We start from the raw sequence: 26136 nt of genomic DNA, 5'->3' as shown, positions 1-26136 counted from the left end.
GCGCGTGACCTCGTCCGACCCTGCCGACCACCTGCGGGTCGGCCGCGACGGCGCCGTCGCCGTCCTGACCATCGACCGCGCGGACAAGCGCAACGCGCTCACCGCCGGCATGTGGGCCGCGCTCCCCCGCGTGCTGGCCGGGCTGGCCGCCGACCCGGCGGTGCGCGTGCTCGTGCTCACCGGCGCCGGGACGAGCTTCTGCGCCGGCGCGGACATCTCCGACCTGCTCGGCGGGCCGGACGCCGACGACCCGATGGCGCACCTGCGCCGGGACAACCTCGCCGCGCAGGCGGCGCTGCGGGACTTCCCGCGGCCGACGATCGCGATGATCCGCGGCCACTGCATCGGCGGCGGCGTCGAGCTGGCGACCTGCTGCGACCTGCGGTTCACCGACCCGACCGGCGTCTTCGGGGTCACCCCGGCGAAGGTCGGCATCGTCTACACGCCGACGTCGACCCGCCAGCTGATGGAGCTCGTGGGCCCGGCGACGACCCGCTACCTCCTCTACTCCGGGGAGCTGGTCGACGCCGAGACCGCGCTGCGCACCGGCCTGGTCGACCGGCTGCTGCCCGCCGGGGACCTGGCCGGCGAGGTGCGCCGGTTCGCCGAGGTGCTGGCCGGCCGGTCGGCGCTCACCCAGCGCGCGGCCAAGGAGGTCACCGCCGCGCTGGCCGCGGGCGGCGACGGCGAGGAGGTGGCCCGCCGCTGGTACCGGGAGACCATCGCCGCCGGCGAGCTCGCCGAGGGCGTGGCCGCCTTCACCGAGCGGCGCACCCCGCGCTTCCCCTGGAGTCCCTGAGGCGTGGAGTCCCTGAGGCGTGGAGTCCCTGAGGCGCCCCGGTCAGGCGACGCCGAGCCCCTGCTCCTCCGCCTCGACGGCGGCGTTCCACTCGCGCTTCTCGGCCTGCCAGCGGTCCTCGGTGCTGCCCAGCCGCCAGTAGCCGGACACCGACAGCCGCTCGCGCGGGGCGCCGAGCCCGGTGCGCACGAACCGGCGCAGCTCCCGCACGGCGCCGGCCTCGCCGTGCACGAAGACGTGCACGTCGCCGTCGGGCAGGTCCGCCGCGACGACGGCCGCGACCAGTGCCACCCCGGGGGCCGCGCCGCGGTGCACCCAGGTCACCCGCACGCCCGGGCCGGAGGCGAGGTCCTGCTCCTCCTCGGGCCCGGCCACCTCGACGAAGACCTCCGCCCGCGCCCCGGCGGGCAGCGCCTCCAGCGCGGCGGCGATCGCCGGCAGCGCCGTCTCGTCGCCGGCCATCAGGTGCCAGGCGGCGTCGGCGGCCGGGCTGTAGGCGCCGCCGGGACCGAACATCTGCAGCGTGTCGCCGGGGCGGGCGGCCAGGGCCCACGGGCCGGCCACGCCCTCGTCGCCGTGCACGACGAAGTCGACGGTCAGCTCGCCGGCCGCGGCGTCCCACGAGCGGACCGTGTAGGTGCGCGTGGCGGGCCACTGCTCGCGGGGCAGGCGGGCCTGCACGTCGTCGAGGTCGAACGGGGCGATGTAGGGCGCACCGGCCGGCGGGAAGAGCAGCTTGACGTAGGAGTCGGTGTGCTCGGGCGCGAAGCCCGACAGCCCCTCCCCGCCGAGGACGACGCGGACGACGTGCGGCGTCACGCGGCTGGTGCGCACGACGGTGCCGGTACGGGGCGTCCGCCTGCGGCGCGGGGACTGGTCGGCCATGGGCCCTCCTCGGATCAGGGAAGGCTCACCTTACCTGCGGTCCCTGGGGGCCCCGCCGCGGTTTCGGACCCGTGCGTCCGGGTAGCCCGTGGCCTGCGGGAACGGCGACTCCGCCGGGCACGGACGTCCGGGCCGCCGGCTCCCCGACCGCGTCTTCCCCACGGTCCACCGGCCGGCGCCACTCGTCGCCGGCCCCGCTCCACCCGCATCCGTCCCGGCGACGGCCGTCGCCGGGATGTGTGTGAGTGATCCAGTTCTGGGTAGCGCCAGCCTCGACCGAGATCCACTCAGGAGGAACGATGACCCACTCCATCGACGCCCCCCTCCCGCCGCCGCCCTCCTCGGGCGCCAGCGGCTACGGGGAGACGAGTACGACCTCGACCACCACCTCGGGCTCGCCGTCGACCACCGACGTCGCGAAGGACGAGGCCCGCAACGTCGGCCAGACCGCGAAGGAGGCCGGCTCCCAGGTCGCCTCGACCGCCGCGGACGAGGCCAGGAACGTCGTCGCCGAGACCAAGCAGCAGGCGCAGAGCCTGGTCGAGCAGGGCCGCACCCAGGCCCGCCAGCAGGTCGTGTCGCAGCAGCAGAAGGCCGGCCAGAGCCTGTCGAGCCTGGCCGAGCAGCTGCGCGGCATGGTCGACGGCAACGCCCCGGCCCCCGGCCCCGCCCGCGACCTGATCCAGCAGGGCGCCGGCAAGGTCCAGGAGTTCGCGGAGATGCTGCAGAACCGCGAGCCGGCCGACCTGCTCGAGGAGGTCCGCTCCTTCGCCCGCCGTCGGCCGGGCACCTTCCTGCTCGGCGCCGCCGTCGCCGGCGTCCTCGCCGGGCGGCTGACCAGCGGCGTCAAGGCCGCGCACAGCAACGGCTCCTCGTCCGGCTCGCAGCAGTTCGCCTCGACGCCGTCCACGTACCCCGCCGGCAACTACGTCGACCCGGCCCCGACCTACTCGGGCTACGAGACGACCTCCTCCTACGGGACGACCGGCGGCTACGAGACGACCACGGGCTCCTACGGCGAGCACGCCGCCACCCCCGGCACCCCGGTGCCGCCCCCGCCGTACGGCACGGTCCCGCCGGCCGGCAGCGTGGTGCCGCCGTCGGCACCCGCCGGCTGGGACGACCCGACCCGCCGCCCGGGCCAGGGGGTCTGACCATGAGCTCCCCCTACTCCGGCGCCACGCCGGTGGGCGGCCAGCAGGGCTACCCCCCGGAGCCGCCGCAGTCGAACTACGCCGTGACCCCCGGCTACGAGCAGGGCTACTCCGGTCAGCAGGGCTACGCGGGCCAGCAGGAGTACGCCGGCCAGCAGGAGTACCCGACTGAGTCCTACGGGGCGCACGCCGGCGAGCGCGGCACCCCGATGACCGAGGCCGGCCGGCCCGAGGTCTCCGGCACCTCCGTCGGTGAGCTCATCAGCGAGGTCACCACGGACCTCTCGGTGCTCATGCGCCAGGAGCTCGAGCTGGCCAAGGCCGAGCTCAAGGTCGAGGCCAAGAAGGCCGGGCAGGGCGCGGGCATGTTCGGCGCCGCGGGCTTCGCCGGCTACATGACGGTGCTGTTCCTCTCCTTCGCCCTGTGGTGGGCGCTGGAGAACGTGATGGACGCCGGCCTGGCCGCACTGATCGTGGCGGTCATCTGGGGCGTCATCGGGGCCGTCGCCTACGCCATGGGACGCAAGAAGTTCCGGCAGGTGAACCCGAAGCCCGAACGGACCGTGGACACCCTCCAGCAGGTCCCCGGCGCCCTCAAGCCCCACTGACCCTCGGCCCGCGACCCGACCGGTCAGGCCACCACACCCCCTGGAGCAGACATGACCAGCAGCAGTGACCCGGACGTCATCCGGCGGCAGATCGAGGAGACGCGTCGCGAGCTGAGCTACGACGTCGACGCCCTCAACGAGAAGGTCAACCCCGCCCGCGTCATCGACCGGCGGATGTCCTCGGCGAAGGGCCGCTTCGCCAACGTCAAGGACAAGGTCATGGGCTCGGCCCACGACACCCGGTCCTCGGCGCGCGGCACCGCGCAGGACGCCCGCGGCATGGCGCAGCACGCCGTCGGCTCGGTGCAGGGTGCGGCGTCCAACGCGGCCGGCACCGTGCAGGGCGCGGCGTCGAGCGCGGCCGGCACCGTCCAGGACGCCGCCTCCCAGGCGGCGCACGCCGTCCAGCAGGCCCCCGACGCGGTGGTCCGCCAGACGCAGGGCAACCCCCTCGCGGCCGGGCTGATCGCCTTCGGTGTCGGCTGGCTGGTGTCGAGCCTGCTGCCCGCCACCGAGAAGGAGCGGCAGCTGGCCGAGCAGGCCGAGAGCGCGGTCCGCGAGCACAAGGACGAGCTGCTCGCCCCGGCCAAGCAGGCGGTGCAGGAGGTCGGCGAGCAGCTCAAGCCGGCCGCCCAGCAGGCTGTCGAGGAGGTCAAGTCGACCGCGCAGGACGCGGCGCAGAACGTCAAGCAGGAGGGCCAGTCGGCCGCGCAGGACGTGCAGGGCCAGGCCCAGCAGTCCCGCGAGTCCGTGCAGAGCCAGGCGTCCTCGAGCTAGTTCCAGCAGGTCGACAGCGCCCCGCCGGGTCCCCCCGGCGGGGCGCTGTCGTGTCTCCCCTCGCCGGGTGACCCGGCCCGGGACCGGCTGCAGCCGCGCCCGGCCGCGGCCGACGCTGCCGGTGTGACGGACGCCGAGGTCGCGGAGCTGCGCGCGCAGGTCGCCGCGCTGCGGGCCGAGCGGGCGACGCTCACCGCGCTGGTCGACGCCCGCGGCGAGGAGCTCGCCGTCGCCGCCCGCATGCTGCGCGCCCGCGCCGCCACGATGACCAGCGTCGTCGACGCGATCACCGAGCAGTCCGTCGTCGGCACCGACCGCGACGGCGTCGTCCGCGTGTGGAACCCCGGCGCCGAGCGGCTGCTCGGGGTCCCCCGCGCCGACGTCGTCCGCCGGCGCCGGATCACCGACTTCCACGACCCCGCCGAGCTCGCCGGCCGCGGCCTGGACGCGCTGGTGTCCGTCGCCGCCGTGCGCGGCAGCGACGTCCGCGACTGGACCTACGTGGCCGCCGGCGGCACCCGGCGCACCGTCTCGGTGGCCGTCACCCCGCGCGCCGACGACGACGGCGGCCCCGCCGGCTGGACCTTCGTCGGCACCGACATGACCGAGGTGCGCGCCGCCGAGCGGCTCAAGGACCAGTTCGTCGCCCTGGTCAGCCACGAGCTGCGCACCCCGCTGTCGGCGGTGCTCGGCTGGCTCGAGGTCGTGCTCGACGACCCCGCCCTCGACGCCGGCCACCGCCACGCGCTGGACGTCGTCACCCGCAACGCCCACCGCCTCGAGCGGCTGGTCGGCGACCTGCTGTTCACCGCGCAGGTCGAGGCCGGCCGGTTCGCGCTCACCCCCGGCGAGGTCGACCTCACCGCCCTCGTCGCGGCCGCGGAGGAGTCCGCCCGGGTCGCCGCGGCGGCCGCCGGGGTGACGCTGACCACGCGGCTGCCCGCGGCCGGGCCGGTGGTCCCCGGCGACGCCGTCCGGCTCGCCCAGGCGGTGGACAACCTGGTCTCCAACGCGGTCAAGTCCACGCCGCGCGGCGGGCGGGTGGAGCTCTCCGTCGACGCCGGGGACGCGGGCGTGCGCGTGCACGTGCGGGACACCGGCGTCGGCATCGCCGCCGCGGACCGGGAGCGCATCGGCGAGCGGTTCGAGCGGGCCGCGAGCGCCCGCCGGGCGGGCGTGCCCGGCGTCGGGCTGGGGCTGTCCATCACCCGGGCGATCGCCGCCGCCCACGGCGGCCGGCTGGAGCTGGCCGGCACCGAGGGCGGCGGCACCACGGCGACGCTGGTGCTGCCGCGCTGAGAGCACACGTCCCCGCGGCTCCGTCGCGGGGGTCCCGCGGAGGGGCCGCGCAGCCGGTGGCAGGCTCCCGGTCGTGAGCACGCAGGACGGCGGCACCGCGCAGAGGAACCCGAGTCCCGGCAGTGAGCTGCCGGCCCGGCTGCTGGCCTTCCTCGACGACTCCGCCGCGGCGCCCGCCGCCCCGCAGTCCCCGGCCGCCGACCCGGTCCTGGTGCGGCGGCTGCGCGCCCGGGCCACCTGCTGCACCGGCCGGGTGCCCGAGCCGCGCGGCGGTCAGGCCACCAGCCGGTAGCCCACCCCGCGGACGGTGCGGATCTGCGCCGCCCGCAGCCCCGCCGCGGTCAGCTTGCGGCGCAGGTTGGACATGTGCGCCTCCACCAGGCGCAGGCTGCCGGCCCAGTCGGTGCGCCACACCTCGCGCAGCAGCGTCTCCCGCTGCAGCACGCGGCCGGGCCGGGCGGCCAGCGCCGCGAGCAGGTCGAACTCGGTGCGGGTCAGGTCGACGACGACGCCGTCGACGCGCACCTCGCGGCTGTCCTCGTCCACCTCGAGGTCGGCCAGCCGGACGACGGCGTCCTCGGCCGGCGCGAGCGCGAGCCGGGGGCGCCGCAGCATCGCCTGCACGCGGGCGACCAGCTCGCGCGGGGAGAACGGCTTGGCCATGTAGCCGTCGGCGCCGACGGCGAGGCCGACGAGCAGGTCGACCTCCTCGGCGCGGGCGGTGAGCATGAGGACGTAGCAGCCGCTCTCGGCGCGCAGCCGGCGGCAGACCTCGGTGCCGTCCTGGTCGGGCAGGCCGAGGTCGAGCACGACGAGGTCGGGCGTGGACCGGCGCACCTCGGCGAGGCACTCGACACCGGTGGCCACGGCCCGCACGTCGAGCCCGGCGCGGGCGAGCACCGTGGTGACGAGTTCGCGGATCTCCGGGGTGTCCTCCACCACCAGCACCGACTGCCCGGCCACCGCGCGCCTCCGTCCCGGCGACCCGGACGGCCGCCCCCGGTGGGAGCAACGGCGGCGGCGCGGCCGGCCTCCACCCGGGCCGCGGCCGCCTCACCCGGGCGGGGTGGCGTCAGACGAAGGCGCTCATCCCGGTCAGCGCCCGCCCGACGATCAGGCTGTTGATCTCCCGGGTGCCCTCGTAGGAGTACAGCGCCTCGGCGTCGGCGAAGTACCGCACGACGTCGTTCTCCAGCAGGATCCCGTTGCCGCCGAACAGTTCCCGGGCCAGCGCCACCGTCTCGCGGGCCCGGCCGGTGACGAACGCCTTGGCCAGCGCCGCCTGCTCGTCCTTGAACACGCCCTCCTCCTGCAGCTGGGACACCCGCACCGCCATGCCGAGGCTCGCGGTGACGTTGCCGGCCATCCGGGCGAGCAGGTCCTGGACCAGCTGGAAACCGCCGATCGGGCGGCCGAACTGCTCGCGCTCCCTGGCGTAGGCGACCGCCGCCTCGAAGGCGCCCATCTGGCAGCCGACCGCCGACCACGCGACGCCGCCGCGGGTCAGCTTGAGCACCCGGTTGACGTCCTTGAACGAGTTGCCGTGCTCGAGCTTGTTCTCCGCGGGCACGCGGCAGCCGTCGAAGACGATGTCGGCGTTCTGCACGGTGCGCAGGGCGTACTTGCCCTCCATCTTCGTGGGCGTGAACCCGGGCGTGCCCTTCTCGACGACGAAGGTCTTCACCGCGTCGTCGGCGACGTCGCGGGCGAACACCACGACGACGTCGGCGATGGTGCCGTTGCCGATCCACCGCTTGGCGCCGTCGATCACCCACCCGTCGCCGTCGCGGCGGGCGGTGGTCTCCAGCCCCCGGGCGACGTCGGAGCCGCCGTGCGGCTCGGTGAGCGCGAACGCGCCGATCCTCTCCAGCGCGACCATGTCCGGCACCCACCGGGCGCGCTGCTCGTCGGAGCCCAGCAGCACGATCGAGCCCATCGACAGGCCGTTGTGCACGCCGAGGAAGGTGGCCATCGACGGGTCGACCCGCGCGGCCTCCAGCGCGATGAACCCGGTGAACAGCCGGGAGGCGCGCGGCCGGTGCTCCAGGTCGTAGCTGCGCCCGACCATGCCCTCCTCGGCGAAGCGCGGCACCAGGTCCATCGGGAACTCCGACGACGCCCAGGCGTCGTTGACCCGTGGCCGGACCTCCTCGGCCAGGAAGCGCCGGATGCCCGCCAGCTCCTTGCGCTCCTCGTCGTCGAGCAGCGTCTCGTAGCCGTAGAGGTCGCCGGGCAGCTCGTCGGTCATCGCAGGGTCCTCCCGTCGGTGGGTGGCCCCTCCCCTACCCGGGACGGCGCACCTCGACCGCGGCCGTCGGGAACGGCGCGGTGGCCGCCTCCGCCGTCGTGGTCACCTCGAACCCGCGCTCCCTCGCCGTCCGCGCCACGGCCGCCCGCACGCGGTCCCGGTCGTCCGGGCGCATCACCGAGAACCCGAGGACCACGCGCCCGCCGGGGGCCAGCACCCGCGCGACGACGTCCCACTCCGGCGCCGGGGGCGTCCAGAACGCCCGGACGTCGACGGCGACGACGGCGTCGAAGCGCTCGCCGGCGAGGTCGGCGTCGAGCAGCGGCGCCGCGAGGACCCGCACCCGGCCGGCGTCGACCGCCGCCCGGTTGCGCCGGGCGGCGGCGGCGGCCATCCGTGCCGACCGGTCCACCGCGACCACCCGCCCGTCACCGACCGCGGCCACCAGCTCCGTGACCAGCGCGCCGGCGCCGCAGCCGACCTCGAGCACCCGCTCCCCCGGCGCCGCCGCGACCACGCCGGCGACGAACGCCAGCCGGCCGGAGGTCGGGCGGGCGGTCACGCGGGCGCCCTCAGACGTGGGCCTGGCCGGTGGAGGCGCTGGTGCCGCCGTCGACGGCCAGCACCGCGCCGGTGACGTACCGCGCGCCCTCGGAGGCGAGGAACAGCACCGACGGCGCGATGTCCTCCGGCTCCCCCGGCCGGCCCAGCGCGATGCGGTTGCGGAACGGCGCCAGCGACTGGTCGTCGCGCGGCGCGTCGGCGTTGAGCTCGGTGAAGGTGAAGGCCGGCGCGACCGCGTTGAGCCGCACGCCGCGCGGGCCCCAGTCCAGCGCCAGCGAGCGCACGAAGTTGGTCACCGCGGCCTTGGTGGCGTTGTAGCCGGCCTGCCCCCAGTCGCCGCGCAGCCCGGACACCGAGGAGACGGCGACCAGGTTGCCGCCGGACTCCGCCAGGTGCGGCAGCGCGGCCTTGGCGAGGTGGAAGAACGCGTCGACGTTGGTGGCGCGCATCCGCTCCCACGCGTCGTCGGCGAGGTCGGTGACCTCCCCGCTCTCGTAGCCGGCCGCGTTGCTGACCACGACGTCGAGCCGGCCGAACCGGTCGACGACGTCGGCGACCAGCTGCCGCACCTGGGCCGGGTCGGAGACGTCCGCGGGCAGCGCCGCCCCGCGCTCGGCCGGCACGCCCTCGAGGGCGGACTCCAGCCGCTCCCGCCGGCGGCCGGTGACCGCGACGGTGGCGCCGGCGTCGAGGAAGGCCCGGGTGATCGCCAGGCCGATGCCCGTCCCGCCGCCGGTGACGAGGACGACGGAGCCGGTGAAGTCGAAGGTGGTGGTGGCCATGCCCTGCTCCTCCCCCGCGGTGCCCGCGCGGAACCGCGGCTCAGGCCAGCGCGGCGGCGAGGACCGCCACCAGCCGGGCCACCTCGCCGGGGTCCGGCGCGTGGTCGGGGTTGACCTCGGTGAGGCACAGGCCGCCGAAGCCGTCCTCGGCGCACAGCCGGCGCAGCACCGCGGCGACGGCGTCGAGCGGCAGCCCCCGCCCGTGGTCCGGCACGTCGGCCAGCGGCAGGTCGAGGAACTCCACGACGTCGACGTCGAGGTGCACGAGGAAGCCGTCGGGCCGGTCCACCTCCGCGGCGGCCCGGGCGGCGGCGCCCTCGGGGTCGGCCGCCACCGCGCCGGCCGGGACGGTGCCGAGGCCGATCCGGGCCGCGGTCGTCGCGTCCGGCTCGACGTCCCGGACGCCCACCGCCACGACGTCGTCCACCGCGAGCAGCGGCCGCACCGGTCCGACCGCGAGCAGCTCGGGGTCGGACCCCGGCAGGGCCAGCACGTGCGCCAGCGCCATCGAGTCCGCGACGCCGGTCGGGTTGTCGGCCGGGGTGCGCAGGTCGACGCCGCCGTCGACGTAGACCAGCCCCGGGGACCGGCCCGCGGCGCGGGCGCCGGCGACCAGCCCGACCGTCGTCGTGCACTCGCCGCCGACCACGACCGGCAGCCGGCCGGCCCGCAGCGTCGCGGCTGCGGCGTCCTGCACCGCGGCCAGGCCGGCGACGACGCGGGCGGCGTCGCGCACCCGCCCCGCCGGGGCCGGGCCGGCGGCCCACCGGACCGGCGGGAACAGCTCCCGGACGGCGACCTCCCGCGTCCGCCCGAGCTCCTCCGCCAGCCCCGCCGCGGCCAGCGCCGCCCAGGCGCGCTCCTGACCGGCCCAGTGCGCCGCGGCGCTGGAGGGGGCGGCCAGCAGGTCGAGCGAGCGGCGCGGGCTCATGCCGGTGTCCTACCGCCGGGTGCCGACAGGTGCGCCGGTTTGACACCGTGACACCGATCGGTGTCACATGGAGGGCGTGTCCGGCACGAGCGTCCTGGCGACCGACGGGTTGAGCCTGATCGCCACCGCCGGGTTCTTCGTGCCGGCGGCCGTCCTGGTCGCGGTCGTCGTCGCCGCCGTGGTGCGCGACCGGCGGCTGGCCGCCCGCGAGCGCGACGGGCTCGACGGCTCCCACGAGCGCATCGACGAGCCGTCGGCCGGGCGCGACCGCCGGCCGGCCGACTAGCACACCTCGCGCCCCGGGCGGGCCGGTGCCACGCTGGCGACCGCACACCTCCGGCGGCGAGTGGCGGGAGTCGCCTTGTCGAGCGCACGGATGCCGGCGGCGCCGGACCTGGCCTCCCGGCTCGCCGGCGTCGTCGACCGGGCCGAGTACCTGCGCGTGGTCGCCGAGAGCCTGGTGGACCTCCTCGGCGCCGACTTCGTCGGTCACGTCGCGCTCGACCTGGCAGTCCGGTCGGCCGAGGTGCAGCGCCACCCGCGGGGCGGTCGGCCCGCCGGCGACCTGGCGCGGCAGTTGCTCGACGTCGCCGACGGCCACCCGGTCGTGCGCAGCTACCGCGCCGACCGGTCCCGCGGCATCCCGGCCCCGCGGCGGCTGAGTGACGTGGCGACGCGCGCGGAGCTGCTGCGGAGCCCGGCCTACGTGGAGATGCTGCGCCCGGGCGGCGCCGAGCACCAGCTGACGATCATGACCGCGCGGCGGGCGGCCGGCGGCAGCCGGGTGTGGACGGTGAACCGGTCGGGTGCCGACTTCACCGACGACGAGCTGGCGTCGGCCCGCGCCCTGCAACCGGTCCTGGCGCTGCTGGACCGGACGGTCGGCACGGGGACGACGACGGCACCGGCGGGCGCCGCGGCGGCCGAGTGGCCGGGGCTCACCGCCCGGGAGGTCCAGGTGCTGGGCCACGTCGGCAGCGGGCTGACCGCGGGCGCCGTCGCGCGCCTGCTGGGGGTCAGCGACCGCACGGTGCACAAGCACCTAGAGAACGCCTACCGCAAGCTGGACCGCCACGACCGCCTGCTGGCCGTCGACCGGGCCCGCGAGCTGGGCGTCCTCCCGCAACCACGACCCCGGGCCGGCTGACGGGACGGGCTTCGGCTCACTCCTCGGCGAGCGCGCCGAGCTCGGCCTGCACCGCGGCGCCGACCGCGGCGGCCATCTCCGTGCGGAAGCTCGCCAGCAGCGCCTGCGCGGCGGCCGGCTGCAGCCGGTCGACCATGGCGCGGACCCGGTCGAGCCGGTCGGGCCGGGCGCCCTCCTCGAGCAGCGCGCGCCACCCGGTCTCGACGAACATGCCGACGTAGGTGGCCGCGATCTCCCGCACCAGCTCGATGACCCGGGCCTGGGCGGCGATGAGCGCCGACGGCGGCACGCCGAGCTGGACGACCTGCAGGCCGGCGGTGAGCAGCGGCGGGTCGTTGACGCGCAGCCGGCCGTCGTCGAGCCGCTCCACGAGGCCGAGCCGGACCATCTCGTCGACGGTGGCCGCGTCCACCGGGACGCCTGCCCGGGCGGCGAGCTCCTCGGGGGTGGTCTCCTCCGGCTCCGGCGGCAGCCAGGGCGCCAGCAGGGCGCGGTGCAGCGCCAGAGCGGCCGAGCCGCCGACGGCCGGGGCGGTGGCCAGCGTCCGCTCGATGACGGCGAGCGAGTAGCCCTCGGCGAGCATCTCGCGCACCAGCAGCAGCCGGGTGACGTGCTCGGGGCCGTAGTAGCCGGTGCGCCCCACCAGCCGGGGTGGGGGCAGCAGCCCGCGGGCCGCGTAGGCCCGCACGTTGCGCACGGTGATGCCCACCCGCGCGGCGAGCTCGTCGACCGTCAGCTCCCGGTCACCGTCACCGGTGGTCGCGGCAACCCGTTCCTCAGCCTCCATCAGGACCTGATCGTAACGGTGTCCCGATGTGCCACTTTGCGATGTCACGTCAAATGGTGTTCCATACCCGGCGTGACGCCCCTGGGACCAGTGCTGCTCGCCGTGGAGGACCGTCCCGCCGGCGGTGCCGCCCTCGGCGAGGTCGTGCTCGCCTCCGCCATCGGGTTCGCCCTCACCGCCGTCCTGCTCGGCCTGGTGTGGGCGCACCGCACCCGCCGGACGACGGTGCTCGCCCGCGCCGGGGACGCCCTCGGCCGGGCCACCCACGTCCCCGGCTGGGTCGCCCTCCCGACCGTGCTGACGACGGCGTCCCTGCTGGTCGCGCTGCTCGGGATGATGTGGGACATCGCGCTGCACATCGGCGTCGGCCGCGACGAGGGCCCGCTGGCCAACCCCGCGCACTACCTCATCCTGTTCGGCCTGTTCGGGGTCTTCGCCGGCGGCGTCCTGGCCTGCTCGATGCCGCTGGACGAGCGCCCCGGCCCGGCCGCCGTCCGCTTCGTCCGCGGCTGGGACGTGCCGGTCGGCGGCGTGCTGCTCACCGCGGCGGGCTTCTACGCCCTGCTCGGCTTCCCCCTCGACGACGTCTGGCACCGCCTGTTCGGCCAGGACGTCACGCTGTGGGGCCCCACCCACCTGATGCTCATCGGCGGCGCCGGCCTGTCGATCGTCGGGCTGCTGGTCCTGGAGATGGAGGGCCACGGCGGGCTGTCCACCGACGACGGCGGCCGCAAGGTGGGCAACCGCGCCCGGTTCCTGCGGCAGGCCTCGGCGATGGGCGGCCTGCTGCTGGGCCTGTCGGTGTTCCAGGGCGAGTTCGACTTCGACGTCCCGCAGTTCCGCCTGGTGCTCGAGCCGTTCCTGATCGCCGGCGCCGCGGGGGCCGCGCTGGTCGCCGCCCGGCTCTGGATGGGCCGGGGCGGGGCGCTGGCCGCCGCCGGGTTCTTCCTCGTCGTCCGCGGCACGATCGCCGTCGTCGTCGGGCCGGTCCTCGGCGAGGTCACGCCGCAGTTCCCGCTCTACCTGGGCTCCGCGCTGCTGGTCGAGCTGCTCGCCCTGGCCTGGCCGCTCGCCCGCCGCCCGCTCGCGTTCGGCGCGGTCGCCGGCGTCCTGGTCGGGACCGTCGGCACCGCCGTCGAGGGCCTGTGGACCCGGGTCACCCAGGTGCTCGAGTGGAACGGCGACGTCCTGGTCGAGGGCACCCTCATGGCCGTCGTCGGCGGCGTCGCCGGTGGGCTGGTCGGCGCGCTGCTCGCGCTGGGCCTGCGCCGCCGGCTGCCCCGCCCCGCCGTCGCGCGCGGCGTGCTCGTCCTCAGCCTGCTGGCGGTCGCCGGCGGCGTGACCAACGGGCTGGTCGCGACCGTCCCCGACGACCTCGAGGCCACCCTCGCGATCGAGGACGTCACCACCGACCCGCGGACGGCGGACGTCACCGTGCGGCTGGACCCCGCCGACGCCCTCGACGACCCGGCGTGGGTGCAGATCACCGCGTGGCAGGGCCAGGGCCTGGTCGTCACCGACCTCGAGCGCACCGGGCCGGGCGAGTACCGGACCACCGAGCCGGTCCCGGTCCACGACGACTGGAAGACGATGCTGCGCATCCACGACGGCCGGGTGCTCACCGCGGTGCCGATCTACCTGCCCGAGGACCCGGCCATCCCGGCCGACGAGATCGCCGCCACCGACGGGGTCACCCGCGCGGCGATCCCCGAGATCGAGCTGCTGCAGCGGGAGCTCGAGGACTCCGGCGGCGGGCTGTGGACCGCGGCCAACCTCGTCGTCCTGGCCTGCACGATCGCGATCGTCGCGGCGATCTCCTGGGGCGTGGGCCGCTACTCGCGTCGCAGCAGCGCCGGCGAGCGGCTCCCCGACCGGCCGGTGGACAGCCCGGCCCCGGCGCCGAGCGGGGCCGGCCGGTGACCCGCCGCCTGACCCTGGCCGCTCTCGCGGTCGTGGCCCTGAGCGGGTGCGCCGGGACCGCGCCGTCCGACGCGGGCGCGCCGTCGGGTACTCCGGCCCCCTCCCCGGAGGCGTCGACGGCGGCCCCCACCACCCCGGCCGGCCGCGCGCTCGCGGTGCAGGTCGCCGGCGGGCAGGTCACCGGCGACACCGGCCGGGTGCCCGTCCCCGCCGGGGAGCACGTGACCCTCACCGTGACCGGCGACGTCGCCGACGAGGTGCACGTGCACGGCTACGACCTGGAGGCAGCGCTGGCCCCGGGCACGCCCGCGACGGTGGAGTTCACCGCGGACGTCCCCGGGGTGTTCGAGGTGGAGCTGCACGGGGCGGGGACGGTGCTGCTGTCGCTGCAGGTCGGGTGACCGTCCTCGCGCACGGCGTCGGGTCGCGCACCGACCTGCCCCTCCCCCTCGGCCTGGCGCTCTACGGCGCGGGCGCGGCGATCCTGGTCAGCTTCACCGTCCTGCTGCTGTTCTGGCGCCGGCCCAAGCTGGGCGACGCCGCCTCCGGGCACCCGCTGCCGGCCTGGGTGCAGCGCGCCGCGGACAGCGCTCCGCTGCGCCGGGGCGGGCAGGCGGTCGCGCTCGCCGTCGCCGTCCTCGTGCTGGTGGTCGCGCTGGCGGGCCCCGACGACACCGCGGACAACCTCGCGCCCTGGGTCCTCTACGTGACCTTCTGGGTGGGGCTGGTGCCGGCGAGCCTGCTGCTCGGGCCGGTGTGGCGGGTGGTCAACCCCCTGCGGCTGCTCGCCCGCGGCCTGCGGGTGCTCGCCGGACCACCGCGGGGCGCCGACCGGCTGCCGGCCCTCGGGCTCTGGCCGGCGGTCGCCTCGCTGCTGGTCTTCGTCTGGCTGGAGCTGGTGTTCCCGGGCCGGGCGGAGCCGGTCACGGTCGCGGTCTTCCTCGTCGCGTACGCCGGAGTGCACCTGGCCGCGGTGGCCTGGTTCGGCGAGGGGTGGTTCGCCCGCGGCGACGGCTTCGAGGTGTACTCGACCGTCCTCGGCCGGCTGTCGGTGGTCGGCCGGCGCGACGACGGCGTCGTCGTCGTCCGCTCGCCGCTGACCAACGCGATGGCCGGTCCGGACGGCCGGGGGCTGGCCGCCGTCGTGGTGGTGCTGCTCGGCTCCACCGGCTTCGACGGGCTCTCCCGCACCGCGTGGTGGCAGAGCGGGCCGGGGGCGGCGGACGACACGCTGTCGGGCACGCTCGGGCTCGCCGCGTGCACCGCGCTGGTCGCGGTCCTGTACCTGCTCGGCACCCGGCTCTCGGGCCGCCTCGGCCGCCTCCCGCTCGGCCCGCAGCCCCGGCTGTACGCGGCGTCGGTGGTGCCGATCGCGGTCGGCTACACCGTGGCGCACTACTTCTCGCTGCTCGCCCTCGACGGGCAGACGACGTGGATCCTCGCCAGCGACCCGTTCGGCACCGGCGCGGACCTGTTCGGGACGGCGGCGAACGTGGTGGACCTGCGCGCGGTGAGCCCGGACCTCATCGCCTGGGTGCAGGTCGGCGCGGTCGTGCTCGGCCACGTCGTCGGCGTGCTGCTGGCCCACGAGAAGGCGCTGCGCGTGGCGCCGCGGGCCCCGGCGTCGGACCAGCTGCCGCTCGTGCTCGTGATGGTGCTGTTCACCGTCGCGGGCCTGGGCCTGCTCTTCGGCTTCTGACCCGCCGGACGCTCAGCCGCGCTGACGGCGGCGGCGGCCGGCGAAGGCCCGCCGCACCCGGCGCCAGCGGTTCGGGGTGTGCTCGGCGTCGAGCAGTTCGGTCTCGGCGAGCAGCCGCTCCACCGGGTCGAGGTCCGGCGCCTCGAAGGCCACCAGCGAGCGCCCGGTCGGCCGCATGAGCGCGTCGACGGCGCGGACCAGCGACCCGCCGTGCTCCTCCACCGCGGCCGCGACCTCCTCCGGAGTGACCCCGAGGTGCTCGCCGAGCAGGCGGTGGCGCATGCCCAGGACCGCGGCGGCCAGCTCGTCGTGGCGCGGGTCGCCGGTGCGGGCCTCGATCGACAGGTCGCACTCGGTGTCCAGGCCCATCGAGCGGTTGTTGAGGTTGGCCGAGCCGATCCGCAGCAGCCGGTCGTCGAGGCAGGTCACCTTGGCGTGCACGTAGATCGGCCGGCGCTCCTCGGTGACCGGCACGAGCAGCCGGAACCGGTCGTACCGGTCGGCGCGGGAGACCAGGTCGAACAGCTTCACCCGGGCGGTGTCCATGGCCTTGCTCTCCAGCCAGCCGTCGGCCGACCGCGGCAGGACGACGACGAACTCCGGCCCGTCGGGCTCCTGCAGCCGCTCGGCGATCGCCTCGGCGACCCGGCGGTTGGCGAAGTACTGCGTCTCGACGTAGACGGTGCGCCGGGCGGCGGCGACGACGGCCAGCCACAGCAGCTCGATCTCGTGCACCAGCTCGGCGCCGCCGTACTCGGGGCGGGTGCGCGAGACCGCGACGTCGACGTCGGTGAGGAAGGTCTCGACCTCCTCGGGCCAGCAGACCTCGACGTCGGTCACCGGCTCCAGGTGCTCCCCCGTGCCGCTCTCCCAGCGCTCGCGGGCGAGGTCGCCGATGGCGCGGGCGGCCGGGCCGGACACCAGGCTGGTGACGTCGTGCCAGGGGCCGCGCAGCCGGGTGGTGTGCGGCCGGTGCCGCAGCGGGTGGCGGTCGCGGTGCTCGGAGGTGTCCCAGCGGTCGGCGGTGACGTCGATGCCGCCGGCGAAGGCCAGGCAGTCGTCGATGACGACGATCTTCTGGTGGTGCGCGCCGCCGAGCGGGTGGTGCGTGTCGACGGTGAACCGCAGCCGGTCGGGCGTGCGCCGGTCGAGCAGCACGATCGGGGCCATGCGGCGGGTCAGCGCCACCACCATGCCGAGGTCCCACTGCAGGACGCCGATCTCCAGCCGCGGGTTGGCGCGCACGGCGTGCTCGAGCACGCGGCCCAGGCGGTCGTCGCGGGCGCGGCCGGGCGTGCGCGGGTCCATCCGGATGCGCGGGTCGAAGTCCCAGCCGATGAACAGCACCCGCCGCTCGGCGCGCAGCACCGCGCGCTTGAGGGTGGCGAAGTAGTCGGCGGCGTCGACGAAGACGGCGTGCCGGTCGGCGCGCTCGATCCGCCAGCAGGTCTCCCCCGGGACGAGCAGCGTGTCGTCGGACGGGGCGGGGACCGGAGCGGTCCGAGGAGCCGGGAGGGAGGGGATGCGTGCGGTCGTCCCGGCGGCGTCGGCGCTCTCGATCACCCCGGCAGTCTGCCGACCTGCGCAAGCACCCGCGCCGCGCCGTCCCCCGTCCGGGTCGGGCGACCGGCACCGGCCACCCCGACCGGCGGCCGCCCCGCCGCCGGTCCCCGGCGGTCAGCCGTGCGCCAGGTCGACCACGCAGAACCGGTTGCCCTCCGGGTCGGCGAGCACGACGAAGTCGGGGTCGTCGGGGTAGGCGTCCCACTCCACGCGTCCGGCGCCGAGGCCCACCAGCCGCTCGACCTCCGCGGCCTGCTCGGCGGCGCCGGTGACGTGCAGGTCCAGGTGCAGCCGCGGGTGGTCCTGCGGCGGCGTCTCGCTGCTCTGCAGCGCCAGGGAGCAGCCGGGGGCGCCGTCGGGCGGCACGAGGACGGTGGCCCAGCCGCCGAAGCCGTCCCTGCGCACGGTGTAGCCGAGCGCGGCCGTCCAGAAGGCCGCGGCCCGCGGCACGTCCCGCACCCCCAGGACGACGACCCCCACGTGCAGCACGCCGCGATCCTGGCGCGTCGCGGCGCCGGCCGCACGGCACCCGTCGTCCGGGGACGCGGGAGCTGCCGCGCCGCACGCCGGTGCGTCACGCTGTCCGCCATGGCGGCCCGGGCGGACGGCGGAGCACCCTCCGCCGGGGAGGTCGACCGGACCCGGCGCCTCGCGCGGCGGGCCGAGGCCGTGCGGCGCCGGGCCGAGGACCTCCGGCTCCGGCACGAGGAGCTGGCCGACGCGCTGGCCAGGACCACCCGCAGCATCGTCGACACCGAGACGCGGCTCGCCGAGACCCTCGACCAGCTCGCCGAGACCCGCCCGGAGGCCGGCGACCGCCTCCGCCGCGAGGCCCGCGACGCCCGCGAGTTCGCCGCGCGGGAACGCGACCGCGCCGCCGGGCGCGAGGGCGGCCGGCGGCCCTGAGGAGACCCCGGCCCCCGGCCACGGGTGTGGTCGGGGGCCGGTCGAACGATGTGCCTGGTTCAGGCGCGTGGTCCTGGTGCGCGTCGGGTGACCACCACGTCGAAGGTCATCGGGTTGGAGGTGTTCCCGGCCGCGTCGGTCGCCGTGCAGGTGACCTTCGTGGTGCCGATCGGGAACCGGGACCCCGAGGGCGGTGTGCACGTCGCCGTCACCGCGCCGTCCCGGGTGTCACCGGCGGTGACCGTGTACGGGACCTTCGCGCCGGCGACGCCCGTCGAGTCCGCGGAGACCGGGTCGTGACCGGCGACGCGCGGGGCCAACTGGTCGGACGGGCGCTCCGCGAGCTTCGTCGGGTCGACGATCCCCCAGTACGCCGGGGTCACCTGCAGGTCGTCGTCGAAGGGCAGCGGCGCCTCCCACGGCCGAGCGGCCGGCCACGTCCGCAGCCAGCTGCGGGCGTTGCTGATGCCCCAGAAGGTCACCGACTCGATGGAGTCGGAGTGGCTGCGGAGCACGTCGAACAGGTCGCGGTAGTAGTACCCGTTCTCGGTCTCGGCCTCGTCCTGGTCGGCCATCCCGGGGCGGTGCTGCGGAGTGGTGCCGCTGCTGACGTCGGCGCCGTAGTTCTCGGCCGAGGTGCTGATGTCCAGCTCGGTGATGACCTGCAGCAGGGAGGGGTCGAGCTGCTCGACGGCGGTCAGCGAGTCGTCGAGCCACTCCACCGGGCGGGCGAAGTCCATGTGCGCCTGGTGGCCCACCCCATCGATCGGCACGTCCCGCTCCTGCAGGGCGGCGATCAGCGACAGGTAGTCCGCCCGCTTCGTCGGCATCTCGGTGTTGTAGTCGTTGATGAACAGCTCGGCCTGCGGGAAGTACTCGTCGGCGAAGCGGAAGGCGTCGTCGACGAACCTCTCGCCGAGGACCTGGAACCAGCGGCTGTCGCGCATGTCGTGCGGGTTGGCGTTGTCGCTGTCGCTGATGACCTCGTTGACGACGTCCCAGGCCCAGATCGGGCTGTTCCCGTCGGGGTAGCGGGCGTTGACGTGGTCGGCGATCGCCTTGATGTGCGCCTCCATGCGGGCGCGCAGCAGGGCCTGGTCCGCGTGGCTGTTCGTCAGGTCGCGGTCGCCGTCCTTGAAGAACCAGTCCGGGGTCTGGGAGTGCCACGCGAGCACGTGCCCGTACACCTGGACGCCGTTGGCGTCGGCGTAGTCGAGCAGGGCGTCGAGGTCGCCGAAGGTGAAGTTCCCCTCGGTGGGCTGGATCTCGGCGGGCTTGCCGTCGTTCTCGGGGGTGAAGGCGTTGAAGTGCCGCTGCACCAGCTGTGACGCCCGGCCCACCGTCTCCCGCTGGTCGATGGCGACGCCGACGTGCTCGAAGCCCTGGCTCCCGAGGACGTCCTGGAGGGCCGGCACGTCCTGGATCGGCGTCTCGGTGAACTCGGCGACCGAGACGTCGTCGATGAGGAAGCTGACGTTCGCGTCGCCCTCGACGTAGAGCTGCGCCGTGTCGATCGGCGCGCCCAGGGTGTACCGGCCGGTGATCTCCGTCCACGCGTCGGAGGTGACGACGGCGCTGGCGCCCGGCACGTTGTCGTAGCCGGTGGCAGCGCCGGCGCGGTCGCGCTGGATGGAGGCCTTCAGGGACGCCGACGTCGCCGACTGCCCAGGAGCCAGCTTCGCCCAGAAGGAGATCTGCACGGTCCTGCCGACGGCCAGGCTCTCGGTGACGTCGAGGGTCGGGCCCTGCCACGCCTGCAACCGGTTGGTGGTCAGCAGGCTGGTGGTGCCGCCGTGCGCGTCGGACGTCGTGGTGGCGACCTGCGCGTCACCGCGCGGGCCCCAGCCCTGCAGGCCGCTCTCGAAGTCGCTGCTGACCGGCTGGATGGTGCCCGGCTCACTCGGCGCCGCGGCCTCGCCGACGACCGTGACGTCGTCGACGTAGAAGTCCTGCGTGGGGTCCGGGCTCTCGAGGTACAGCTCGAGCTCGGTGTTGTCCGTCGCGTGGGTGTACTCGCCCGTGACCAGGGTCCAGTCGGCGTCGCTCACCGCGACCTGCCAGGCGACCGTCTCGTAGGCGGTCGCGCCGCCGCTGACCCGCTTCACGCTCAGGGTCACCTGGTCGCTGCCGGAGCCCGCCGGCAGCCGCACCCAGGCCGCGACCTCGTAGGTGCCGGCCGGCATGAACGGCAGGGCGTTGACGCCGGGCCCCTGCCAGGCCTGGGTGCGGCCGCTGGAGAGGAGGCTGTGCGCACCGGTGCGGGCCACGTCGGTGGTCACGGCCGCGGAGGAGCCGCGGCCGTACCAGCCACCGGTCCCGTCCTCGAAGCCGGTCTCGTGCACCGTCGCCGGAGCAGCGGCGGCCGAGGGCGCCAGGCCGACCCCCAGCGGTGCGAGCAGGCCCAGGACGGTGGTCCCGGCCGCGAGGCGTCGTCGGCTCATTGCGTCGTGGTTCTCCTCAGGAGGGGCGCCGCGCCGGCGCGAGAAAGGCCCGGAAGCGGTGCCAGAACTTCCGGAAACTATCGGTAGGGAGTGAAGCACCCCACATGTGACGCGGTCAACGAACGCCGCACGGCCGACTCCAACTGGAGACATCGAGTTCGCGGACCGCGACCTGCCCGCCCTCGCGCGGCACTGGAGCCCGTACTGGGGGCTACCGGCGACGCGCGCGCCTCACCGGCGACCCCGCCTGCACCAGAACCGAGGCTCCGAGACTCCTGCAGTCCCGGTGCGAGCCGCTCGAGTCACGAGGTCGCCGACCGCATGGGCGCCCTGCTGCTGACAGGTGAGGGGGAGCCGACTGCGACCACGAACGAGATCGGACCAGGGCCTTCTGGCGAAGGCCCTGGTCCGAAGGGGTGGAGCTGAGGGGACTCGGACCCCTGACCCCCACGCTGCCGGGCCGTCATGATCGCGTTCACGGCGGTCCACGGGCGTTCCGTGAGCCGCTCGACCTGCCGGTTCGCACGGCGGCGCACAAGGGGGCCCGGGGGCGAACACCACCAACGGCAACCACGCCGAGCACGTCCGTGCCGGGCGACGGGTCCACCTCCACGGCCACGGGAGGTTTGCTCGCCGTGGCCGGCTGGTCGGAGGGCGCAGCACCGTGGACACCGCGTCGGCCGTCACCCCGGCGCTATCCCTGCTGTCCCAGGTTGGTCACCAGGTTCACCGCCACGGCGATCACCACGGTGCCAAACAGGTAGGACAGCAGAGCGTGCCCGAGGGCGACCCTGCGGATCGACGTGTCCTCGACCTGGGTGTCCGGCATCGCGAAGCTCATCCCGACGGTGAACGCGACGTACGCGAAGTCGCTGTAGGCAGGCGGCTCCCGCTGGCCGAAGTCGATGCCGCCGTCGCCACCGGAGTAGTAGTGGCGCGCGAACTTGAGGGCGAAGACCGTGTTGACCAGCGCCCACGACAGGATCACCACCAGGACGCCGAGCACCACGGTGGCGACCCCTACGGCGTCCCCGGAGCTGGACCGGACGAGGCCCTCGACGACGGCGGCGAGGCTGGCCACCGCCGCACCCAGCACGGCCGTGTCCGTGACCCGGGTCTGCCCCTCCTCCTCGGCCAGGCGTTTGGTCCCCTCCGCGTCGCGCGGCCAGCTGATCCGCCACACCCAGAACAGCAGGCCGCCGGCGGCCACGGCCCAGCCGGCGAGGACCGCGAGCTCGGGGACGCCGGCGATCGTGGTCAGCACGGCGGCGAGGAGCCCGCCGCCGAGACAGACCAGCAGGCGGCGCCACGACAGGATCGTCGGCCGTGGGCCCGCCGCCACCGCCGTCGTGCGGGGCGCGGCGCTCACCGGGTCGCCCCGCACCGGGCCGGCGGGGGCCCGGCGCCGGCCCACCGTCCGGCCCGGCGCCGGGCCCCGTGGCGGTACGTCCGGCGTCGCCTCAGCCACCCGGACGGAACACCGCACGGACGCACCCGTCCTCCTTCTCCTTGAACATCCGGTAGCCCTTCGGCCCGTCGTCGAGCGGCATCACGTGGGTGGCGAGGTGCTCGGTCCGCACCTCGTCCCGGCTCATCAGGTCGAGGATCTCCGGGACGTAGCGGTGCCCGTGCTGCTGGGCGCCGCGCAGGGTCAGCGCCTTGTTCATCACCGCCCCCATCGGGAACTTGTCCACCAGGCCGCCGAACACGCCCAGCGCGAACACCGTCCCGCCCTTGCGGCAGGCGTAGATGGCCTCCCGGAGGGCGGTCGGCCGGTCCGACTGCAGCCGCAACTGCTGCTTGACCTGGTCGTAGAGGTACTGCGGGCCCGGGCTGTGCGCCTCCATGCCCACCGCCTCGATGCAGACGTCCGGACCGCGCCCGCCGGACATCTCCCGCAGCTCCGCGGGGACGTCGACCTCCTCGTAGTCGAGGGTCTCCGCCCCGATGTGCGTGCGGACCTGCTCGAGCCGGTTGTCGAACCGGTCGATGACGACGACCCGCTCGGCGCCCATGAGCATCGCCTTGCGCGCGGCCATCTGCCCGACGCCGCCGGCGCCCCACACCGCGACGACGTCGCCCGGCCGGACCTCGGCCTGGTGCGCCCCGGTCCAGCCGGTGGGTGCAGCGTCGGAGGCGAACAGCGCCCGCTCGTCGGAGACGCCGTCGGGGATCGTGAAGGCGCCCTGGTCGGCGTAGGGCACCCGGATGTAGGGGGCGTGGCTGCCCGCCCAGCCGCCCATCGCGTGCGAGTAGCCGAAGCAGCCGCCGATGGACTGACCCCACAGCGCCTCGGTGATCCCCGGGTTGGGATTGCCGTTGTCGCACAGCGACCACAGCTCCTGCTTGCAGTACCAGCACTGCCCGCAGCCGATGAAGGAGACCACCACCACACGGTCGCCGACCCGGTGCTTGGTCACCCCGGCCCCGACCTCGGCGACCGTGCCCATGAACTCGTGCCCGAGCACGTCACCGGCGCGCATCGCGGGGATGTACCCGCCCATCAGGTGCAGGTCGGAGCCGCAGGTCACCGACAGGCCGACCTCGAGGATGATGTCGTGGTCGTTGAGGAGCTTCGGCTCGGGGACGTCCTCGACGCCGATCTCGTTGACCCCGCGCCAGGTCACCGCCTTCATCGCACACCTGCCCTGGGGGCCATCCGGGTCCACGCCTCCAGGAGCACGCCACCGGGCGTCGCCGTCCGCCTGCCGTGCGGCGCCGGGTCCACCGCCAGTACCTCGCCCACCTCGATGAGCTGCTTGGCCTGGCGCAGCGCGGACCGCAGGTCGGCCTGCGGGTCGTTGCCGCTCAGCCGGCCGAGGGCGGTGCCCGGCGACGGCCGGTCGCGCAACCGGGCCGCGAGCTCGGTGCCCTTGCCGCCCGCGGCCGGGCGGACGCGGACCTCGATCCGGTCCCCGAACCCCGCGAGGGGGGCAGGCAGCCGCGCGGTGTCGACGTCGGACGGCTCGCGGAACACGGTCACCACGAGCCATCCGGACGCCGACCGGCCCGCGCCGGCCGGCCGGGCGGCGGACGGGTCGATGGCCGACCGCACCTGGCGGACGACGCTCCCGCCGGCGCGGGCGGCGAAGGACGCCACGTTCCCGATGGAGTGGGTCATGCCCGACCTCCCGCGGCGGCGGTCTGCGGTGCCCGCGCGAACTCCTGCACGATGCGCTCGCAGAAGGCCGGCAGGTCCTCCGGCGACCGGCTGGTGGTGATGTTGCCGTCGGTGACGACCTGCTCGTCGACCACCTCGGCGCCGGCGTTGCGCAGGTCGGTGCGGATGCTCGGGAACGACGTCAGCCGCCGTCCTCGCGCGACGTCGGCCTCGACGAAGTTCCACGGCCCGTGGCAGATGCTCGCCACCGGCTTGCCCGACTCGACGAAGTCCCGCACGAACTCGACCGCCGCCGGCTGCATGCGCAGCTGGTCCGGGTTCACCGTGCCGCCCGGCAGCAGCAGCGCGTCGTACTCGTCCACCGACGCCGCGCCGACCAGCCGGTCGACGCCGAAGGTGCCGGCGTCCTCGAGGTCGTTGTTGCGCGCCTGGATCTCGCCGTCGTGGATCGACAGCACGTCGGTCCGCGCGCCCGCGTCGTCCAGGGCCCGGCGGGGCTGCTCCAGCTCGACGCGCTCCACCCCGTCGGCCGCCAGGATCGCGACCCGCCGTCCGTTCAGCTCCCCGGCCACGTCAGCTCCCCGCCATCGCCGGGTGCAGGACGACCTTCGTCCAGCCGTCGTCCCGCTGGTCGAAGTGCTCGTAGGCCTCCGGCGCGTGGTCGAGGGGCAGCTCGTGGCTCACGATGAACGACGGCTCGGCCTTGCCCCCGGCGATGAGGTCGCGCAGCTGCCGGTTGTACTTCTTGACCGGCGCCTGGCCGCTGCCGATGTGCTGGCCCTTGAACCAGAACATGCCGAAGTCGAAGGCGAGCTTGCCCTGCTTCGCCAGCTCGTCGCTGGCGCCGGGGTCCTGCGGCACGTAGACGCCGACGGTGCCGATCGTCCCGGTGAAGCGCACCGAGGCGACCAGCCGGTTCATCGTCAGGTTGGCCTGCTCCTGGCCGTCGGGCTCGTGCGCCTGGTAGCCGACGCACTCGCAGCCGTTGTCCGCGCCCAGCCCCATCGTCTGCTCGAGGACGGCCTGCACCGGATCGACCTTCGAGTCGTCGATGGCGATCGCGCCGATCGACTCGGCCAGCTTGAGCCGGTCGGGGTGCCGGTCGACGACCATCACCTTGCCGGCCCCCCGGATGGTGGCCGAGAGGGCGGCCATCAGCCCGACCGGGCCGGCGCCGTAGATGACCGTCTGGTCACCGGGCTTCACGCCGGCCATCTCGGTGGCGTGGTAGCCGGTCGGGAAGATGTCGGCGAGCATCACGTAGTCGGTCTGGCGCTGCTCGGCGTCCTCACCCAGCCGCAGGCAGTTGAAGTCACCCCAGGGCACGCGCAGCAGCTCCGCCTGCCCACCGGCCCAGGGGCCCATGTCGGCGAAGCCGTAGGCGGCGCCGGCCATCTTCGGCTCCGGCTGGGCGGTCAGGCAGTAGTTCGTGAGCTGCCGCTCGCAGTTCTTGCAGTGCCCACAGGCGATGTTGAACGGCAGGACGACCCAGTCGCCCACCTGCACCTTGTCGACCCCGTCGCCGACCTCGACCACCTGGCCCAGGTTCTCGTGCCCGAACCAGCGGCCGGTCTCGAAGTCGGTCCGGCCCTCGTACATGTGCAGGTCCGAGCCGCAGATGTTCGCCGAGGTGATCCGCACCAGGACGTCGGTCGGCCGCTCGATCCGCGCGTCCGGTACTTCCTTGACGCTGACCTGGCGGGGCCCGTCGTACACGACTGCCTTCACGCTGCCTCCTCGTCGGGGGTGGTCCCCGCGCCCGGCGGGGGTCGGGACCTCGATTGCACCCGGCGCGGCGGGCCGCCCGGTATCGGCAGACATGCCGATCCGGGGCCGGCCGACGTCCCCTTGGGGGTCCGACCGGGTCGGGGAGTGCGCCCACGACCGGTGGCCCCGCGCCCCGGTCACGACGGACGCGGGCGAGGGACCGGGCCCTGGCGCGGGAGGGGATGGTCGCCGTGCTGGCCACGACCCGCGACGCGGCCGAGCCGGGCGAGTTCGACGACGTGCTGTCCCACCTGGGCGGGGAGTTCGCCCGGCTCGTGCCCGGATCGACGTAGACCCGACGGTGGCGTCCCCGACACGACCGGATCCGCAGCGCACGCCGGCCGCCGAGCGCATCGGTCAGGCGCCGACGACCACCGACGTGACCGATCCGGAGCGGTCCTCCCGGAACACCGCCGCCGGCTCCGGTCCCGAGCCGGGCGAGGGCCCCGTCCAGCCGGCCGCCGACGAGGGGGTGGACCCCTCGGCCAGCATCGAGCCCCACGACGAGGGACTCGTCTGACCACGGCGGCCCCGCGGTCGCTGGCTGCGGAGTAGGCCAGATCAGGCCGGCCGCGGGAGAGTGGGCGCACGTCCAGCACGCGGCAGGCTCTGGTGGAGCGCTTCCGTTGATGACCGCCGCCGGGGGGGGGGGGGGGGGGGGGGGGGGGGGGGGGGGGGGGGGGGGGGGGGGGGGGGGGGGGGGGGGGGGGGGGGGGGCGGGGGGGCGCGGCGGGCTGC

Annotated in this window: 28 protein-coding genes; 13 read left to right on the top strand and 15 right to left on the bottom strand. The window is 75.6% G+C overall.

From position 1 onward, the window contains the following. The first annotated feature begins 4 nt into the window (after positions 1-4). Positions 5-799, top strand: a complete 795-nt coding sequence (locus ACI796_RS16260) for an enoyl-CoA hydratase/isomerase family protein (RefSeq protein ID WP_456942265.1) — start codon at positions 5-7, stop codon at positions 797-799. A gap of 42 nt (positions 800-841) precedes the next feature. On the opposite strand, the gene ACI796_RS16255 is transcribed toward ACI796_RS16260, so the two are convergent. After that, on the bottom strand, positions 842-1684 hold the full coding sequence (locus tag ACI796_RS16255) for a siderophore-interacting protein (protein ID WP_456942264.1): 843 nt from the start codon (positions 1682-1684) through the stop codon (positions 842-844). Positions 1685-1983: 299 nt separating this feature from the next. On the opposite strand from ACI796_RS16255, the gene ACI796_RS16250 reads away from it, so the two are divergent. From ACI796_RS16250 to ACI796_RS16230, 5 genes are all read left to right on the top strand, one after another. Continuing rightward, complete coding sequence (locus ACI796_RS16250) at positions 1984-2838, top strand: hypothetical protein (RefSeq protein WP_456942263.1); 855 nt, start codon at positions 1984-1986, stop codon at positions 2836-2838. Between the two features lie 2 nt (positions 2839-2840). Continuing rightward, positions 2841-3446, top strand: coding sequence for a phage holin family protein (locus ACI796_RS16245; protein ID WP_456942262.1), 606 nt, complete (start codon positions 2841-2843; stop codon positions 3444-3446). A gap of 51 nt (positions 3447-3497) precedes the next feature. After that, positions 3498-4223 (top strand): DUF3618 domain-containing protein, encoded by a 726-nt coding sequence (locus tag ACI796_RS16240; protein ID WP_456942261.1) that lies wholly within the window; start codon positions 3498-3500, stop codon positions 4221-4223. Positions 4224-4346: 123 nt separating this feature from the next. After that, a complete protein-coding gene (locus ACI796_RS16235; protein ID WP_456942260.1) occupies positions 4347-5522 on the top strand; it encodes a sensor histidine kinase in 1176 nt (391 codons plus the stop codon). Between the two features lie 73 nt (positions 5523-5595). After that, a complete protein-coding gene (locus ACI796_RS16230) occupies positions 5596-5814 on the top strand; it encodes a hypothetical protein (RefSeq protein ID WP_456942259.1) in 219 nt (72 codons plus the stop codon). Here ACI796_RS16230 and ACI796_RS16225 read toward each other — a convergent pair. The 5 genes from ACI796_RS16225 to ACI796_RS16205 form a co-directional block, all read right to left on the bottom strand. Continuing rightward, positions 5796-6485 (bottom strand): response regulator, encoded by a 690-nt coding sequence (locus ACI796_RS16225; protein ID WP_456942258.1) that lies wholly within the window; start codon positions 6483-6485, stop codon positions 5796-5798. The two genes, ACI796_RS16230 and ACI796_RS16225, sit on opposite strands and share 19 nt — an antisense overlap. A 109-nt stretch (positions 6486-6594) precedes the next feature. After that, a complete protein-coding gene (locus ACI796_RS16220; RefSeq protein ID WP_456942257.1) occupies positions 6595-7770 on the bottom strand; it encodes an acyl-CoA dehydrogenase family protein in 1176 nt (391 codons plus the stop codon). A gap of 34 nt (positions 7771-7804) precedes the next feature. Further along, on the bottom strand, positions 7805-8332 hold the full coding sequence (locus ACI796_RS16215; RefSeq protein ID WP_456942256.1) for a methyltransferase domain-containing protein: 528 nt from the start codon (positions 8330-8332) through the stop codon (positions 7805-7807). 10 nt (positions 8333-8342) lie between these two features. Next, positions 8343-9116: an SDR family NAD(P)-dependent oxidoreductase gene (locus ACI796_RS16210; RefSeq protein ID WP_456942255.1), complete on the bottom strand. Its 774-nt coding sequence runs from the start codon at positions 9114-9116 to the stop codon at positions 8343-8345. 40 nt (positions 9117-9156) lie between these two features. Then, complete coding sequence (locus tag ACI796_RS16205) at positions 9157-10047, bottom strand: arginase family protein (RefSeq protein WP_456942254.1); 891 nt, start codon at positions 10045-10047, stop codon at positions 9157-9159. A 76-nt stretch (positions 10048-10123) separates the two neighbouring features. Between ACI796_RS16205 and ACI796_RS16200 the strand changes: the two genes are divergently transcribed. Beyond that, positions 10124-10333, top strand: a complete 210-nt coding sequence (locus ACI796_RS16200) for a hypothetical protein (protein WP_456942253.1) — start codon at positions 10124-10126, stop codon at positions 10331-10333. 75 nt (positions 10334-10408) lie between these two features. After that, on the top strand, positions 10409-11194 hold the full coding sequence (locus ACI796_RS16195; protein WP_456942252.1) for a response regulator transcription factor: 786 nt from the start codon (positions 10409-10411) through the stop codon (positions 11192-11194). 16 nt (positions 11195-11210) lie between these two features. Here the strand turns inward: ACI796_RS16195 and ACI796_RS16190 are convergent, their stop codons facing one another. Beyond that, the gene (locus ACI796_RS16190; RefSeq protein WP_456942251.1) at positions 11211-11981 is read right to left on the bottom strand and encodes a MerR family transcriptional regulator; all 771 of its coding nucleotides are present in this window, start codon (positions 11979-11981) and stop codon (positions 11211-11213) included. 72 nt (positions 11982-12053) lie between these two features. Between ACI796_RS16190 and ACI796_RS16185 the strand changes: the two genes are divergently transcribed. Genes ACI796_RS16185 through ACI796_RS16175 form a run of 3 tightly spaced genes read left to right on the top strand, consistent with a single transcriptional unit; the run spans position 12054 to position 15600 of the window. Next, positions 12054-13901, top strand: a complete 1848-nt coding sequence (locus tag ACI796_RS16185) for a hypothetical protein (RefSeq protein ID WP_456942250.1) — start codon at positions 12054-12056, stop codon at positions 13899-13901. Then, positions 13898-14302, top strand: coding sequence for a hypothetical protein (locus ACI796_RS16180; protein ID WP_456942249.1), 405 nt, complete (start codon positions 13898-13900; stop codon positions 14300-14302). The genes ACI796_RS16185 and ACI796_RS16180 overlap by 4 nt, the downstream gene beginning before the upstream one ends. Next, positions 14299-15600: a hypothetical protein gene (locus tag ACI796_RS16175; RefSeq protein ID WP_456942248.1), complete on the top strand. Its 1302-nt coding sequence runs from the start codon at positions 14299-14301 to the stop codon at positions 15598-15600. Before ACI796_RS16180 ends, ACI796_RS16175 begins: the two co-directional genes overlap by 4 nt. A gap of 12 nt (positions 15601-15612) precedes the next feature. Here the strand turns inward: ACI796_RS16175 and ACI796_RS16170 are convergent, their stop codons facing one another. Both ACI796_RS16170 and ACI796_RS16165 read right to left on the bottom strand, forming a co-directional pair. After that, a complete protein-coding gene (locus ACI796_RS16170; protein ID WP_456942247.1) occupies positions 15613-17163 on the bottom strand; it encodes a phospholipase D-like domain-containing protein in 1551 nt (516 codons plus the stop codon). Between the two features lie 114 nt (positions 17164-17277). Then, positions 17278-17652 (bottom strand): VOC family protein, encoded by a 375-nt coding sequence (locus ACI796_RS16165; RefSeq protein WP_456942246.1) that lies wholly within the window; start codon positions 17650-17652, stop codon positions 17278-17280. Positions 17653-17751: 99 nt separating this feature from the next. Here ACI796_RS16165 and ACI796_RS16160 point away from each other — a divergent pair, with 99 nt between their 5' ends. After that, a complete protein-coding gene (locus tag ACI796_RS16160) occupies positions 17752-18069 on the top strand; it encodes a hypothetical protein (protein ID WP_456942245.1) in 318 nt (105 codons plus the stop codon). A 59-nt stretch (positions 18070-18128) separates the two neighbouring features. Here ACI796_RS16160 and ACI796_RS16155 read toward each other — a convergent pair whose 3' ends face one another. From ACI796_RS16155 to ACI796_RS16130, 6 genes are all read right to left on the bottom strand, one after another. Continuing rightward, the gene (locus ACI796_RS16155; RefSeq protein WP_456942244.1) at positions 18129-20510 is read right to left on the bottom strand and encodes an endo-1,4-beta-xylanase; all 2382 of its coding nucleotides are present in this window, start codon (positions 20508-20510) and stop codon (positions 18129-18131) included. Positions 20511-21204: 694 nt separating this feature from the next. Beyond that, positions 21205-21879: a DUF1345 domain-containing protein gene (locus ACI796_RS16150; protein ID WP_456942243.1), complete on the bottom strand. Its 675-nt coding sequence runs from the start codon at positions 21877-21879 to the stop codon at positions 21205-21207. A gap of 91 nt (positions 21880-21970) precedes the next feature. Further along, positions 21971-23146, bottom strand: coding sequence for a zinc-dependent alcohol dehydrogenase (locus tag ACI796_RS16145; protein WP_456942242.1), 1176 nt, complete (start codon positions 23144-23146; stop codon positions 21971-21973). Further along, complete coding sequence (locus ACI796_RS16140; RefSeq protein WP_456942241.1) at positions 23143-23631, bottom strand: hypothetical protein; 489 nt, start codon at positions 23629-23631, stop codon at positions 23143-23145. The genes ACI796_RS16145 and ACI796_RS16140 overlap by 4 nt, the downstream gene beginning before the upstream one ends. Next, complete coding sequence (locus tag ACI796_RS16135) at positions 23628-24203, bottom strand: type 1 glutamine amidotransferase domain-containing protein (RefSeq protein ID WP_456942240.1); 576 nt, start codon at positions 24201-24203, stop codon at positions 23628-23630. Before ACI796_RS16135 ends, ACI796_RS16140 begins: the two co-directional genes overlap by 4 nt. Before the next feature lies 1 nt (position 24204). After that, on the bottom strand, positions 24205-25359 hold the full coding sequence (locus ACI796_RS16130; RefSeq protein WP_456942239.1) for a glutathione-independent formaldehyde dehydrogenase: 1155 nt from the start codon (positions 25357-25359) through the stop codon (positions 24205-24207). A 418-nt stretch (positions 25360-25777) separates the two neighbouring features. Between ACI796_RS16130 and ACI796_RS16125 the strand changes: the two genes are divergently transcribed. After that, a complete protein-coding gene (locus ACI796_RS16125) occupies positions 25778-25918 on the top strand; it encodes a hypothetical protein (RefSeq protein ID WP_456942238.1) in 141 nt (46 codons plus the stop codon). Positions 25919-26136 lie beyond the last annotated feature (218 nt).

This window comes from Geodermatophilus sp. SYSU D00525 (assembly GCF_054050475.1).
Note: the sequence above shows the minus strand (reverse complement) of the source record. Positions and strands in the feature narration are given on the sequence as shown.

Bases quoted from the DNA above. Each gene is read 5' to 3' on its own strand.
- ACI796_RS16245 (WP_456942262.1), top strand. From the start codon at position 2,841: ATGAGCTCCCCCTACTCCGGCGCCACGCCGGTGGGCGGCCAGCAGGGC.
- ACI796_RS16140 (WP_456942241.1), bottom strand. From the start codon at position 23,631: ATGACCCACTCCATCGGGAACGTGGCGTCCTTCGCCGCCCGCGCCGGC.
- ACI796_RS16190 (WP_456942251.1), bottom strand. From the start codon at position 11,981: ATGGAGGCTGAGGAACGGGTTGCCGCGACCACCGGTGACGGTGACCGG.
- ACI796_RS16205 (WP_456942254.1), bottom strand. From the start codon at position 10,047: ATGAGCCCGCGCCGCTCGCTCGACCTGCTGGCCGCCCCCTCCAGCGCC.
- ACI796_RS16220 (WP_456942257.1), bottom strand. From the start codon at position 7,770: ATGACCGACGAGCTGCCCGGCGACCTCTACGGCTACGAGACGCTGCTC.
- ACI796_RS16210 (WP_456942255.1), bottom strand. From the start codon at position 9,116: ATGGCCACCACCACCTTCGACTTCACCGGCTCCGTCGTCCTCGTCACC.
- ACI796_RS16255 (WP_456942264.1), bottom strand. From the start codon at position 1,684: ATGGCCGACCAGTCCCCGCGCCGCAGGCGGACGCCCCGTACCGGCACC.
- ACI796_RS16145 (WP_456942242.1), bottom strand. From the start codon at position 23,146: ATGAAGGCGGTGACCTGGCGCGGGGTCAACGAGATCGGCGTCGAGGAC.
- ACI796_RS16250 (WP_456942263.1), top strand. From the start codon at position 1,984: ATGACCCACTCCATCGACGCCCCCCTCCCGCCGCCGCCCTCCTCGGGC.
- ACI796_RS16160 (WP_456942245.1), top strand. From the start codon at position 17,752: ATGGCGGCCCGGGCGGACGGCGGAGCACCCTCCGCCGGGGAGGTCGAC.
- ACI796_RS16155 (WP_456942244.1), bottom strand. From the start codon at position 20,510: ATGAGCCGACGACGCCTCGCGGCCGGGACCACCGTCCTGGGCCTGCTC.
- ACI796_RS16240 (WP_456942261.1), top strand. From the start codon at position 3,498: ATGACCAGCAGCAGTGACCCGGACGTCATCCGGCGGCAGATCGAGGAG.